Here is a 14,147-nt window from a genome sequence, read left to right as displayed (position 1 = left end):
CTTTTTGGATGGGGTATAACGAAAGTCGTCACACCGGGTTTGCGGCAACGCGGCCTCGGATGCGCAATGGCGCATCGGGCAATGACGCTTTTGGGCGAATGTGGGAATCCAGATCATGCACCGCAGGTTTTTTTTGAATTTGCTCCTTACTCTGGGACTATCGGCGCTCGTCGGATCCCAGGCCCGCGCCGCCGACCTCGCCGCCGGCAAGGAAAAGGCCGCGCTCTGCGCCGGCTGCCACGGCGAAGCCGGTATTTCGCAAACCGAGAACACTCCCTCGCTGGCCGGCCAGCCGGATCAGTTCCTGCAGTGGCAGCTGGTGTTCTTCCGCAGCGGCGCGCGCAAGAACGAGCTGATGCAGCCGATCGCCGAGCAGATCAGCAATGAAGATGTCCGCGATATCGGCGCCTACTTTGCCTCGCTTTCTCCCCCCAAGCCTTCGACACCAGACGATAACCCCGACCTCTCCCAGAAAGGCGCGCAGGCCGCCGCGGGACGGCGCTGCGCCGCATGCCACACCGACAGCTTCGCGGGCACCAAGGCGGTGGCGCGGATTGCCGACCAGCGCGAGGAATATCTGATCAAGGCGCTGCATGACTACAAGTCGGGCCTGCGGGTCGGCGGCGCAGGCGCGGCGATGGCCGATGTCGCCTATCCCCTGAGCGAGGAGGAGATCGCCGCGCTGGCACATTATCTCGCGCATCTCTGAGGCTCGGTTTGCGCGGTCATCCTTGGAAGTTGCTGCATCTCTTACCTCGCCCCGCTTGCGTCCGCTTGCGGGGAGAGGTCGAAGCCGAAGGCTTCGGATGAGGGAGAATCTCCGCGTACGCCTCTGCCTGAGAATTCGCGGATAGAGCCCCTCACCCCGCCCTCTCCCCGCAAGAGCGGGGCGAGGGAGAAGAGGCACTCGCGCCAGCTAGCCCAACTTCCGCTAGTACAGCGTTTCCGAAGTTGTGATCATATCGATATCGCGCGTGAACCCCTTCCCGAGTTGCCCGGCGCCGGCGCCGCTATCTTCTCCCCTCCCCCCGCGAAGCGGTGGGGAGGGGTCGGGGGTGGGCATCGGCAGGAACCGCTGCTTCGGTGAATGCCTCGCCACCCTCCCGACCCCGGATCAAGTCCGGGGCAGGCTCCCTCCCCGCCACGCGCGATGCGCGTGGGGGGAGGGGAGGAAGAGGACCGAGAGCTTGGAAACGATTGGTTTCACCGGGATCGGTCCACCCGTCCTCACCCCCGCTGCTGCTCATAGGCCTTCAGATGCGTGTAGGCGGTGCGCAGTCTCGGCACCGGCACCTTGGCGGCATCGCCGCGCGCGATCAGGTCGCCGATGACGTGGTCGGCCTCGACCGGGGCGCCGGCCTTGATGTCGCGGAACATCGACGCGGTCATCGGCGAGCCCTCCGCGGTCAGCATGCCCCGGGTGCGCTGCAGGAACGGCGCGCGCGGCGCAAAACCTTCGGCGGTGGCGACCGCGCTGCATTCATCGAGCACGCCGAGAATAAAATCCTTGCCGGCGGGCGCGGCCAGGATGGCGCCGACCGAGGCGCGCATCAGGCAGGTCGCGGCCGCCAGCGAGGCCAGGAAGACCCATTTTTCCCACATCTCCTGAATGATGTGTTCGCTGGCCACCGCGCCGAACTTGCCGCTTTCCATCACGGCCGCGATGGCACGGACCCGCTCCGACAGTTTTCCGTCACGCTCGCCGAAATTGAGCGACTGCATCGGCTGCAGCTGAACGACCTCGCGATCTTCATTGAGCGTGACGGCAATCGCACAGAGGCCGCCGAGCACCCGCCCGCGCCCGAATGTGTCGTCAAGCCGGTCCAGGTGCAGCATGCCGTTGAGCAGCGGGATGATCGCCGTCTGCGGCCCGACCGCCGGGGCAAAGGACTTTATCGCGTCGTCGAGGTCGAAGGCCTTGCAGCTCAGCAGCACGACGTCGAATTTTTCGGCGATCTTGTCGGCCTGAACGGTCGGCGGGCGCTTCAGCGTGACATCGCCATTGGGGCTCTTGATCACGAGGCCCGCTTCAGCCAGCTCGGCTGATCGCTTCGGGCGCACCAGAAAGGTGACGTCGCGGCCGGCCTGAAGCATCCTGCCGCCGAAATAGCCGCCGATGGCGCCGGCGCCGACCACGAGAATGCGCATCTAATGTCTCCGTTTGTGTAAGGAAGAGGCGAGTAGGAGAGGCGAATAGCGAATAGGGAATAGGGAATAGGGAATAGGGAAACTTGCCTCACTGCTCACTGCTCACAATTCGCTATTCGCTATTCGCTATTCGCTATTCGCCTCTTCTCCAGCCTACCACTTCTCTCCGAACGGGCGAATTTCCATCTCGAAGGTCCAGGCGCTGCGCGGCTGCTGGTAGAGCTGCCAGTAGGAGGCTGCCACCGATGCCGGCGGCATCAGGAGATCGGGATTATCCAGCGCCTCCTTGCCCCAGAGCTGCTCGCGCCGCGCGCGCACCCAGGCGGTGTCGACGCCGGAATCGATGATGAGATGCGCGACGTGAATGTTCTTCGGCCCGAGTTCGCGCGCCATCGCTTGGGCCACCGCGCGCAACCCGAACTTGGCGCTGGCGAAGGCGGCAAAACCGCTGCCGCCGCGCAGCGAGGCGGTGGCGCCGGTGAAGAAGATGTGGCCCTGGCCGCGCGGCAGCATCAGCCGCGCCGATTCCCGCCCGGCCAGAAAACCCGCCCAGCAGGCCATCTCCCAGACCTTGCGAAATACCCGGTCGGTGGTCTCCAGAATCGGGAAATTGACATTGGCGCCGACATTGAAGATGCAGACTTCCAGCGGGGCGTGCTTGTCGGCGTCGTCAAGAAATGCCGCGACCTCGTCCTCCTTGCGCGCATCGAGCGCGCGCGCGACGATCGCTCCGCCTGATGACTCGATCTCCCTGACCAGCGGCTCGAGCTTGGCGCCGTCGCGCCGGCCGGCGAAGACCGTAAATCCCTCGGCGGCGAATTTCTTGGCGATCTCGGCGCCGATGAAGTCGCCGGCGCCGATCACAGCCGCGGTCGCGTTGCGTTTTTGCATGTCCAGTTTCCTCCATTGCCCTCATCCTATGAGGTTCAAAGCAAGATCAACTTCCAGACACCAGTTCCTCGACCTCGCGCAATTGTTCCTTGCCGAAGAACATCTCGTTGCCGACGAAGAAGGTCGGCGAGCCGAACGCGCCGCGCTCGACCGCGGCTTGCGTGTTCTCGATCAGCCTGGCCTTGACGTCGGCTTCCTGCGCGCGCGCGAACAGCTTGGCGGCGTCGAGGCCGGACGATGTCAGCGCCGCCAGCGCCACTGCGGGATCGTCCATCTTCTTCGGCTCGACCCACATGTGATGGAACGCGGCGTCGACGTATGGCTCGAACACGCCCTCGAGCCGGGCGGCAACGGCGGCGCGCATCAGATTAAGCGTGTTGACCGGGAAGAACGGATTCCAGACATAGGGCTTGACCTGGAAACGCCGGACGAAGCGCAGGGTTTCGAGGGCCTGGAACTCGGGCTTGTTCTTGACGCCGGCAAGGGTCTCGGCGGGCGACTTGTTGTTGGTGGCCTTGAAGATGCCGCCGAGCAGGATCGGCACATATTCGAATTTGACGCCGATGCGTTGTTCGATGGCGGGAATGGCCTCGTGGCTGAGAAAGGCATTGGGGCTGCCGAAGTCGAACAGGAATTGCGGGGCAATGCGGCTCACGGCGTTCTCCTGGTGTCTTGGTTTCCTGTGGGACAGCGTTTCTCATGCGGCGGCGGCGTTTTGTCATACGACAGCGTATCTTATATGATCCCTATCATTCCAAGTACCCTAGCCGCTCGCCCCGTCGGGATCAACCGGCGCCTGTCGGCGGTTCGCGGTCGAATGCCCTTTTGGCAAGTCGCAAGGTGTGCTCGCGCACGTCCGCGGGCCAACAAGCGATCAATTTTTCGAAACGAGCCGGCTCGGGCGCGAACAGCGCGCGGATGGCGTCCTCGTAATGCGGCTTGTCGCCGGCGATGGCCGACATGAAGCGATAGGCCGCTTCCTGCCTGGCGCGGATGCGACCGCCCTCCTCGCCGCTGCGCCTGGCCTCGTCGACCAGCCGGCGCAAGGTCACCGAGGCGCCGCCGCGTTGCCGCGCCAACCATTGCCAATGCCGCGGCAATAGCGTGACTTCGCGGGCGACCACGCCGAGCTTCGGACGGCCGGGACCGCGCGGCGCCGCGTCATCTTCGATGGCGGCGGGCGCGCCCGCAGGGTCGGGCAGCCGCGCCAGGACGTCAGCGATCGAGCCGCGAAAATCGATCTCGACGGGACCGCCGGTCGTGCCATCGAAGATGAGAACAGACCTCTCCTGGCGCCGGTCCAGCTCCGCCTTCGCCGCGCGCGCGACGTCCCCGAGGTCACCGGATGCGATGCAGCGGTCACCCTCGAAAGCCATGTAATCGGGGTCCGGGCCGTTGCTCATCGAAATCTCCGAGATCTGCGATCAAAGAATTAAGAGATTTACCCGGGTAATTTATCCTTGTCAATAATACCCGGGTATTACAGCCCACCGCTGGCGTTCTCGACTTTGTCGCGCCCGGCTGGCATCCACCAAACGCCAGGGCGCCGATGCGCCAGCGCTTTCGGGGAGAACCGCCATGCTGACCGTCCATCATCTCAATAATTCCCGCTCGCAGCGGGTGCTGTGGCTATTGGAGGAACTGGACGTGCCGTACCAGGTCGTCCGCTATCAGCGTCAGCCCGACATGCGGGCCCCGGCGGAATTGCGCGCGGTCCATCCGCTTGGAAAATCGCCCGTCATTACCGACAACGGCATCACGACAGCGGAATCCGGCGCGATCGTCGAATATCTTCTCGATACCTATGGCGAGGGGCGGCTTATTCCGCCGCCGAAAACGCCCGCGCGGCTGCGCTTTACCTATTGGCTGCATTATGCGGAGGGGTCCGCGATGCCGCCGCTGCTCCTGAAATTATTGTTCACGCTGATGCCAAAGCGGGCGCCGGCGCTGCTGCGGCCGCTGGTCCGCAAGGTCTGCAACCAGGCGCTGACCGCGCTGGTCAATCCGCAGCTGCAGCAGCACATGGCGTTCTGGGAAAGCGAGCTCGGAAAAAGCCAATGGTTCGCCGGCGACGATTTCACCGCCGCCGACATCCAGATGAGTTTTCCGCTGGAAGCCGCCGCCGCGCGCGCCGGGCTCGAGCAGGGCCACCCCAAAGCCATGGCCTTCCTCGATCGCATTCACGCCCGCCCAGCCTACCAGCGCGCGCTGGAAAAGGGCGGGCCGTATACGGTGGGGCGATGATTTCGCCGCACTTCCCGCACAAGGTTTTATAGAAAATATTCCTGTTCGCTTTTCGTACAAATCAGTTTATAGTCACGTCCGCCTCGTTCCTCTCCAGGGGCGTATCGCGATCGTCACGGCCGCGTCGCTGGCTGCTGCATGGGCAGGATGCGGAAGGCCGGCGTGCCGCGGATCGGCGATCTCGACCATGTGCTTTTCGGGATGGATCCAGCGAGTTGTCGCCGTGCTGGCCACTGCTTTTGCCTGTTACCAGCCCTGTATTAACAGGGATAACAGGAGTGGCAGGTCATGAGCTCCCCTCCCCCCACGCGCATCGCGCGTGGCGGGGAGGGGTCGGGGGTGGGGGTGGCGCGGCGTTCACCGAAAGCAGCGGTTCTTGCCGATGGACCCCCCACCCCCGACCCCTCCCCACCGCTTCGCGGGGGGAGGGGAGAACCAGATCGATTTCACTGGTTTCTGGCCTTAGCCCGACTTCTGCACCTGGCCGACCGAGGGCAGCGGCCGCACGGTCACCCCCGGCGGCGGCACGTCGTCGTCGGGCACGAAGAAATCCGACATTAGCGCCACCGTCGGATCGACCCGGTAGGGTTCGAAATCGTGCACGCCGCTTTGGTACAGCACCTTGTCATCGATGCAGAACTGGCCGGTAAACTCGCGCGACGGTTTTGTGAAAATGACATGGGCCGCGTCCGCCATGATCGCAGGCGTCCGGCTGGCGCGCATCATGGCGTCGCCGCCGAGCAGATTGCCGACCGCGGCCGTGGCGATGGTGGTGCGCGGCCACAACGCATTGACCGCAACGCCCTGTGGCTTCAGTTAGGCCGACAGGCCGAGCACGCACAGGCTCATGCCGAATTTTGCCAGGGTGTAGGCAGTGGAGTGCTCGAACCATTTTGCCTTGATGTCGAGCGGCGGCGACAGCATCAAAATGTGCGGATTTTCGGCCCGCTTCAAATGCGGGATGCAGTATTTCGACACCATGAAGGTGCCGCGGGTGTTGATGCCCATCATCAGGTCGAACCGCTTCATGTCGGTCGCTTGCGAGTCGGTGAGGCTGATGGCGCTGGCATTGTTGACGCAGATGTCGATGCCGCCGAATTCGGCCGCGGTCTGCTCGATGGCGGAGATCACCTGGGCTTCGTCGCGGATGTCACACAGGATCGGCAACGCCTTGCCGCCGGCGGCGCGGATTTCTTCGGCGGCGGTGTAGATGGTGCCCTTGAGTTTGGGATGCGGCTCGGCGGTCTTGGCGGCGACCGCGATATTGGCGCCGTCGCGCGCGGCGCGCAGCGCGATCGCAAGCCCAATGCCCCGGCTGCCTCCGGAAATGAAAAGCGTCTTGCCTTTAAGCGATGTCATGGGTGGAACTCCGGTTGGGATCAGAATGTCTGTCTACTCCCTTCCCGGCAGATGCGGGAGTGAACTGCGGGAGCGGGAGCGGGAGTGGGATGGGCGCGCAACGCGTAGCCCCGAGGGCGTAATCCGCCGCTCAAGCAGGACACTGACGATGCAGGCTGACATCGCTATGCGCATTGTGAATGATTGACCGCGCGCCCGCGCGGCGCATGACGCCGCATCGGCCCCGCGAGCGCCGAGCCCAATCACGGTAGCGCACGCGATGATGGAATATTGCAGGTGATTTTCCCGACGCGTCAAAATTTTTTGGCGGGATCGCGCATGCCAGCGAGCGCCAAGATACTTTGCATGGGGTTGTTTTCGATATTTTAGGTGCGACAGCCCCGCCTTCCGAATCGGCCAAGTGCTTTCCCTCAGCGACAACGTGCGCAAGAAGCTCGAATTGATATCCACCGATGCTGGTCGGCAGCCAAGCCCGCGGCGCGTAACCCGATGGCGGCGGAACTGGCGCAGGCCAAATGCCGAAGATATCGCTGGACGACGTCAGCTCGTAGCGACACCCCGTATCCCGCCGCTTCGTGGCCTTGGCTGTTTGAAAATTAAATGGCCGGAGGCGGAGATCGAGATGGCGCTCTCGAATGCCTTGCTGGTTAATTTCCAACTCCCCTCACCCATCGGCGTGCAGAATTCGACCGCGGGTTTCCGGCAGCGCAAAGGCTGCAAGGAAGAACACGCCATAGGCCGCGACCGCGAAAACCGCAATCGCGTTGCCGAGCGAGGTCGAGGTCGAGAGCGCGCCGACCAGAAACGGGAACAGCGCGCCGATGCCGCGGCCGAAATTGTAGCAGAAGCCCTGGCCGGATCCGCGCAGCCTTGTCGGGTAGAGCTCGGTGAGAAAGGCGCCGACGCCGGAGAAATAACCCGACGCGAAGAAGCCAAGGGGAAAGCCGAGCAGCCACAGCACTTCGTTGGACAGCGGCAATTGGGTGTAGAGCAGCACCACGGCGATGGCGCCGAGCGAGAAGATCAGAAACAAATTGCGCCGTCCGATCCGGTCGGCCAGCCAGGCGCCAACCAGGTAACCCACGAACGAGCCGATGATCAGCGCCGCGAGGTAGCCGGTGGAACTTACGATCGAGAGCTTGCGCTCGGTGGTGAGGAAGCGCGGCACCCAGAAGGTGATGGCGTAGTAGCCGCCCTGGCAGCCCGTCGACATCAGCGACGCCAGGATGGTGGTTTTGACGATCGGGCCCTTAAAGATCTCCCACAGCGCCGGCCGGTCGCCCGATGCTGCTTGTTTGACCCGGGTCGCGGCGGCGATTTCGGGTTCGGTGACATGGCGCCGCAGATAAAACACCAATAGCGCCGGCAGCGCCCCGATCGCGAACATGAAGCGCCAGGCGATGTCGGGCGGCAGCCAGGAGAACAGGATGGCCTGCGACAGCACCGCAAGGCCCCAGCCCACGGCCCATCCGGACTGCACCGAACCGACCGCGCGGCCGCGATATTGCGGGCGGATCGTTTCCCCCATCAGCACCGCCCCGGCAGCCCATTCCCCGCCGAAGCCCAACCCCAGCACCGCCCGCGCGATCAGGAGCTGATCGAAATTCTGCACCACGGCGCACACCAGCGAGAAGAACGAGAACCACAGGATGGTCAGCTGCAGGGTTTTGACCCGGCCGATGCGGTCGGCGAGATAGCCGCCGAGCCAGCCGCCGACCGCCGACGCCAATAGCGTCGCGGTGCCGGCGAGGCCGGCGGTGCCGGGATCGACCTTCCACAGCGCAATGATGGTGCCGATCACCAGCGGATAGATCATGAAGTCCATGCCGTCGAGCGCCCAGCCGGAAGCGCAGGCCCAGAACGTGCGCCGCTCCGGCAGGTTCATGTCGCGGTAGAAGGCCAGCAGGCTGGTGTCTTCGATCGGCGCGACGTCGATCACGCCTGATGGCTCAGCGGTACTCATGGCCTGTCCCCCCGGAGAATATCTCGCCGGTCTCAGTCTGGAACCCGCGGCCGGCTTGCGCGGGGCACGGCATATCTACGCTGATAAGGCCAACCATCAAAACTTTTGAATCGGCTCTGGTTCGCCCCTCCCCCCGCGTAGCGGTGGGGAGGGGTCGGAGGGTGGCCCCATACGCGCCAGCTTTAGCGCCCCAGTCAGGTGGCCCCAACTCTCTCACTCCCTCTCCCCGCTTCTTTAGCGCGGGAGAGGGAGCGCACCGTCTACGCGGCCAGCGTCAAACACTGCGCGTGCGCCGGACCGCCCTATTGCCCTGCGGCCTCGGCACCGCGGGTTCGCGGATCGGGGGCGCCAAGCAGCCCGTCCGGCGTCACCGCGATCGAGTTGGCCGAGGTCTGGCCCATCGGTTCGACCACCCGATGCCCTTTGGCCTTGAGCGCCGCCAGCGTGGCCTCGCCAAAGCCGCGCTCGATCCGTACTTCGTCGGGCAGCCATTGATGGTGCAGGCGAGGCGCCGCCACCGCGGCCGCGACGTCCATGTGATAGTCGAGCACATTGACGATTACCTGCAGCACCGTGGAGATGATGCGGCTGCCGCCGGGCGAGCCGGTCACCAGCACCGCTTTGCCGTTCCTGAGCACGATGGTCGGCGACATCGAGGACAATGGCCGTTTGCCGGGGCCGGGCAGATTGGCCTCGTATCCCACCAGGCCGAAGGCATTGGCGGCGCCGGGGGCGGCGGTGAAGTCGTCGAGTTCGTTGTTGAGCAGCACACCGGTGCCTTCGGCGACCAGGCCGACGCCATAGGGGAAATTCAGCGTATAGGTGTTGCTGACGGCATTGCCCCGGCTGTCGACCACCGAGAAATGCGTGGTGTTGCTGCCCTCGCGCGGCGGCATCGGCGAGGACAGCTCGGCCGACGGCGTGGCGCGATCGGGATCGATGCCGGCGCGCTGCTTCGCCGCGTAGTCCTTCGAGATCAGGGTCGCAACCGGCGCACTGACAAAAGCGGGATCGCCGAGATAGCGGGCGCGGTCGGCATAGGCCCGCTTCATCGCCTCGATCAGGACATGCAGCGAGGCCGCCGATCCCTGGCCGATGTCGGGCATCGCAAAGCCCTCGAGGATATTGAGCATCTCCAGCAGCACGACGCCACCGGAGGAGGGCTGCGGCATCGAGATGATGTCATAGCCGCGATAGGTTCCGCGCACCGGCGGGCGGACCACGGCAGAATAGGATCCGAGATCGTCCGAGGTCATGATGCCGCCGGCGTCGCGGACGGCGGACGCAAGCCTGTCGGCAACCGGCCCCCGATAAAATCCGGCCGGTCCCTGTGCGGCGATGGCCGAGAGCGTCGCCGCCAGATCGGCCTGAACCAGGAGGTCGCCTTCGCGCAACGGAGTGCCGTCGGCGCGGGAAAAGATCTTCAGCGAGGACGGCCAGCGCGCCAGCCGCCGATACAGTTCCGGCAGGGTGTCGGCGGTGTCGTCGGTGACGATCAGGCCGTCGCGGGCCAGAGCGATCGCCGGCTGCAGCAATTCGGCGAGCGTGAACTGGCCCGAACCGTACTTCTCGAGCGCCAGTGCCAGTCCGGCGACGGTGCCGGGGACGCCGGTGCCGAGCGCAGAGTCGCGCGATTTTGCCGCCTCGGGCTGGCCGTCGGGCCCGAGAAAAATCCGTGCCGTGGCCGCGGCCGGCGCGGTCTCGCGATAGTCGATGGCGATGTCCTCGCCATGATCGGCGGAGTGAATGATCATGAAGCCGCCGCCGCCAATGTTGCCCGCGCGCGGATAGCTCACGGCCATGGCAAAACCGGTGGCGACCGCGGCATCGACCGCGTTACCGCCCCGACGCAACACATCGGCGCCGATCCGGGCCGCGGTCTTCTCCTGCGCCACCACCATGCCATGTTGGGCTTCGACGGCATGGACGCTGTCGGGGGCCGCAGGCATATAAACGCGGCGTTCCTGCGCATCGGCCGGCAGGCAAAATGCTATGACCAGCAGGAGGCCCGCGAGCATCCTGCGCCGTTCGGCTGTAAATCGGATCATACAACTTCCGACGTGGGGGTTTGGGAGGGGAGCACGAGAGATGGTCCGGATGCTATACGGATTTCCCAAGTCCGGGGCAAAACGCCTCCTCGTGAAGCGGCAGGATAATCCGAGCATGGTGACACTAGCCCCGGACGCAGGCATTGCCGGCAGGCCGGCGGCCTATCCACCGCGCTCAGCTGTCATCAGCTGGATTTTCTTCGATTGGGCCGCGCAGCCCTATTTTACGCTGATCACGACCTTCGTGTTCGCGCCCTATTTCGCCACCCATGTGGCCCCGGATCCGGCAAGCGGACAATCGCTGTGGGGTTTTGCCACCGCGGCGGCGGGTCTTACGATCGCGCTGCTGTCGCCGGTTCTGGGCGCCGTTGCAGACGCGAGCGGCCGCCGCAAGCCGTGGATCGCGGCGTTCGGCGCGCTGCTCGTAATCGGCTCCAGCCTGATGTGGTTCGGCAAGCCCGGCGACGCCAGCGTGATCCCGCCGCTGTTATCAGCCTATGCGGTCGCCACCGTCGGTGTCGAATTCGCCACTGTCTTCAACAATGCGATGATGCCGACTTTGGTGCCGCCGGACCGGATCGGACGCTTGTCCGGAACCGGCTGGGCCACCGGCTATGTCGGCGGCATCTTGAGCCTTATCCTGGTGCTGGGCTTTCTCGCCGCCGACCCTGCGACCGGGCGGACGCTGTTCGGTCTGACGCCACTGTTCGGTCTGGATCCCGTCTCCCACCAGGGCGACCGCATCAGCGGTCCCCTGACCGGGGTCTGGTTCATCATCTTTGTGCTGCCGATGTTCCTGCTGACGCCGGATTATCCGGCGAGGCGCGGCGTGCGTGAGGCCGTGCACGAGGGTTTGGCGGAACTGCAGAAGACCCTGCGCGACCTGCCGAGGCAGAGATCGATCGCCGCGTTTCTGCTCGCCAACATGATCTATACCGATGGCCTGGTGTCGCTGTTCGCGTTCGGCGGCATCTACGCCGCCGGCACCTTCGGCTGGAATACGATAGAGATCGGCACCTTCGGCATTATCCTGGCCGTCGCCGGCGCTCTCGGCGGCTGGCTTGGCGGCAAACTCGACGATGCCTTGGGGCCGAAACGGGTGATCGCCGGCAGCATGCTGGTGCTGCTGTCGGCCATCGTTTTGATCCTGTTGGTGGACAAGGAGACGATCGCTTTCGTCAAGGTCGCGCCACCCGTGCCCGGGGCGCCCTTGTTCTCCGCCGCTGCGGAACGCGCTTATCTCCTGCTTGGATGCCTGATCGGCGCCGCCGGGGCTCCGCTGCAGGCGGCTTCGCGCAGCCTTCTGATCCGGATGGCGCCGAAAGACCGCATCGCGCAATATTTTGGATTATTCGCGCTGACCGGAAAGGTGACCTCGTTTGTCGGACCGCTGCTGATCGGGGTGGTCACCGCGGTGACCGCCAGCCAGAAGGCGGGGATGGCGGTGCTGGTGGCGTTCTTCGTGGCGGGACTGGCGTTGTTGGCGAGGGTGCGGGATTAGATCAGGCCCCTTCAATGCCGGAAATGCCTGACCCCGGTGAACACCATGGCGATGCCGGCGTCGTCGGCGGCTTTTATCACCTCTTCGTCGCGGATCGAGCCGCCGGGTTGGATCACCGCCGTGGCGCCGGCCTCGATCGCGACCACAAGCCCGTCGGCGAACGGGAAGAAGGCGTCCGACGCCACCACGGAACCCACGGTCATCGGCTGCGCCAGCTTGGCCTCATCTGCAGCATCCCTTGCCTTGCGGGCGGCGATGCGCGAGGCGTCCACCCGGCTCATCTGGCCGGCGCCGATCCCGACGGTCGCCAGATCTCGGGCGTAGACGATGGTGTTGGATTTGACATGCTTGGCAACCCGGAACGCGAATTTGAGATCGCGCAGCTCGGCCTCGGTCGGCGCCCGCCGGGTCACGGCCTTTAATGTGAGGTCATCGACGACGGCGTTGTCGCGGCTCTGCACCAGCAGTCCCCCGGCCACGGTTTTGGCGGTCAGGCCTGAAGCGCGCCGATCGGGCAGGCTGCCCGCGAGCAACAGCCGCAGGTTCCGCCGCCTGGCGATGATCGCGATCGCCTCTTCGGTCGCACCGGGGGCGATGATGACTTCAGTCAGGATTTCGGTGATGACATCAGCGGTTTCGGCATCGAGCGTGCGGTTGACCGCGATGATACCGCCATAGGGCGACTGGGTGTCGCAGGCGAACGCCTTGCGATAGGCGCTGACGAGATCGGGGCCCTCGGCGACGCCGCAGGGGTTGGCGTGCTTGACGATGACGCAGGCCGCGGTGCGCGCGGCATCGAATTCGGCGATGCATTCATAGGCGGCGTCGGTATCGTTGATGTTGTTGTACGACAGCTCCTTGCCTTGCAGCTGCCGCGCGGTGGCGACGCCCGGGCGCTTGCCGGGCAGCCGATAAAACGCCGCCGTCTGGTGCGGGTTCTCGCCATAGCGCAGCGCCTGGATCAGCCGTCCGCCGAAGGCGCGGAAATCCGGCGCTTCGGTCTTGAGCTCGGCCGCGAACCAGTTCGAGATCGCGGCATCATAGGCGGCGGTGCGGGCATAGGCCTTGGCCGCCAGGCGACGGCGCAGCGACAGTCTGGTTGCGCCGGCATTGGCGGCGAGTTCGTCGAGCACCGCCTGATAATCGGAGGGTTCGACCACGACCGCGACGTCCTCATGGTTCTTCGCCGCCGCACGGATCATCGCCGGGCCGCCGATGTCGATGTTCTCGATACACTCCGTAAAGTCCGCGCCTTTGTCGACGGTTGCCTCGAACGGATAGAGATTGACCACCAAGAGGTCGATCGGCGCGATGCCGTGGTCCGTCATGGCCTTGGCATGTTCGGCATTGTCGCGGATCGCGAGCAGCCCGCCATGCACTTTCGGATGCAGGGTTTTGACCCGGCCGTCCATCATCTCCGGGAACCCAGTCAGCTCCGAAACATCGGTAACCTCCAAGCCCGCGGCCGCGATCGCCTTGGCGGTGCCGCCGGTGGAGACCAGCTCGATACCGTAGTTGACAAGCGCTCGGGCGAATTCGATCAGTCCGGATTTATCGGACGCGGACAACAAGGCGCGGGTCACGCGGCGCGGATGGTCGGTCATGGGCGGATATCCCTAGGGAACAAGGTCGCCGGGTAGCATGGTTTTGGCGGTCAAGAAACCGGCCCGCGCTGCGATGTTCACACCTCCCTCTCCCCATGCCCCCCATGCCGCGGACGCCGCCCGCAGTTCTTCCGTGTGCCGGGGCAGGCCCCCATATGCGCTAGCTTAAGCGCGCCAGTCAGGTGGCCCCCAACTCTCTCACTCCCTCTCCCCGCTTCTTTAGCGCGGGAGAGGGTGGGGTGAGGGGACCACTCGGGCAGTCCCGATGCGGCGCCCCCCTCACCCCAACCCTCTCCCGCCCCCCGTGAAAGCTACGCTTTCGCTTGGGGGGGAGAGGGAGCCCACCGTCTACGCGGCCAGCGTCCGGGACACCAGTTGTTAAGCTAGCG

The 14,147-nt window shown here is 65.0% G+C and carries 10 protein-coding genes and 1 pseudogene; 3 read left to right on the top strand and 8 right to left on the bottom strand.

From position 1 onward, the window contains the following. Nucleotides 1-115 precede the first annotated feature (115 nt). A complete protein-coding gene (locus ABSG20_RS03345; RefSeq protein ID WP_423863063.1) occupies nt 116-709 on the top strand; it encodes a c-type cytochrome in 594 nt (197 codons plus the stop codon). 518 nt (nt 710-1,227) lie between these two features. On the opposite strand, the gene panE is transcribed toward ABSG20_RS03345, so the two are convergent. The 4 genes from panE to ABSG20_RS03325 all read right to left on the bottom strand — a co-directional run bounded on the left by panE (nt 1,228) and on the right by ABSG20_RS03325 (nt 4,442). After that, nucleotides 1,228-2,148: a 2-dehydropantoate 2-reductase gene (panE, locus tag ABSG20_RS03340; RefSeq protein WP_423863062.1), complete on the bottom strand. Its 921-nt coding sequence runs from the start codon at nt 2,146-2,148 to the stop codon at nt 1,228-1,230. 153 nt (nt 2,149-2,301) lie between these two features. Next, complete coding sequence (locus ABSG20_RS03335; RefSeq protein ID WP_423863061.1) at nt 2,302-3,039, bottom strand: SDR family oxidoreductase; 738 nt, start codon at nt 3,037-3,039, stop codon at nt 2,302-2,304. 46 nt (nt 3,040-3,085) lie between these two features. Beyond that, nucleotides 3,086-3,694, bottom strand: a complete 609-nt coding sequence (locus ABSG20_RS03330; RefSeq protein WP_423863060.1) for a 2-hydroxychromene-2-carboxylate isomerase — start codon at nt 3,692-3,694, stop codon at nt 3,086-3,088. A 130-nt stretch (nt 3,695-3,824) separates the two neighbouring features. Further along, nucleotides 3,825-4,442, bottom strand: a complete 618-nt coding sequence (locus ABSG20_RS03325; protein ID WP_423863059.1) for a DUF2239 family protein — start codon at nt 4,440-4,442, stop codon at nt 3,825-3,827. A 175-nt stretch (nt 4,443-4,617) separates the two neighbouring features. Here ABSG20_RS03325 and ABSG20_RS03320 point away from each other — a divergent pair, with 175 nt between their 5' ends. Beyond that, on the top strand, nt 4,618-5,283 hold the full coding sequence (locus ABSG20_RS03320) for a glutathione S-transferase family protein (protein ID WP_423863058.1): 666 nt from the start codon (nt 4,618-4,620) through the stop codon (nt 5,281-5,283). Nucleotides 5,284-5,745: 462 nt separating this feature from the next. On the opposite strand, the pseudogene ABSG20_RS03315 reads toward ABSG20_RS03320, so the two are convergent. The 3 genes and pseudogenes from ABSG20_RS03315 to ggt form a co-directional block, all read right to left on the bottom strand. After that, nucleotides 5,746-6,642, bottom strand: a pseudogene (locus tag ABSG20_RS03315) (SDR family oxidoreductase). A 664-nt stretch (nt 6,643-7,306) separates the two neighbouring features. Continuing rightward, a complete protein-coding gene (locus ABSG20_RS03310; RefSeq protein WP_423863057.1) occupies nt 7,307-8,605 on the bottom strand; it encodes an MFS transporter in 1,299 nt (432 codons plus the stop codon). 302 nt (nt 8,606-8,907) lie between these two features. After that, nucleotides 8,908-10,653: a gamma-glutamyltransferase gene (gene ggt / locus ABSG20_RS03305; RefSeq protein WP_423863056.1), complete on the bottom strand. Its 1,746-nt coding sequence runs from the start codon at nt 10,651-10,653 to the stop codon at nt 8,908-8,910. Between the two features lie 115 nt (nt 10,654-10,768). Between ggt and ABSG20_RS03300 the strand changes: the two genes are divergently transcribed. Continuing rightward, nucleotides 10,769-12,154, top strand: coding sequence for an MFS transporter (locus ABSG20_RS03300; protein WP_423863055.1), 1,386 nt, complete (start codon nt 10,769-10,771; stop codon nt 12,152-12,154). An 11-nt stretch (nt 12,155-12,165) separates the two neighbouring features. Here the strand turns inward: ABSG20_RS03300 and purH are convergent, their stop codons facing one another. Then, the gene (purH, locus tag ABSG20_RS03295; protein ID WP_423863054.1) at nt 12,166-13,758 is read right to left on the bottom strand and encodes a bifunctional phosphoribosylaminoimidazolecarboxamide formyltransferase/IMP cyclohydrolase; all 1,593 of its coding nucleotides are present in this window, start codon (nt 13,756-13,758) and stop codon (nt 12,166-12,168) included. Between the last annotated feature and the right edge of the window lie 389 nt (nt 13,759-14,147).

Source organism: Bradyrhizobium sp. (assembly GCF_049512235.1).
Classification (GTDB): domain Bacteria; phylum Pseudomonadota; class Alphaproteobacteria; order Rhizobiales; family Xanthobacteraceae; genus Bradyrhizobium.
This window is presented reverse-complemented; position numbering and strand designations above follow the sequence as displayed.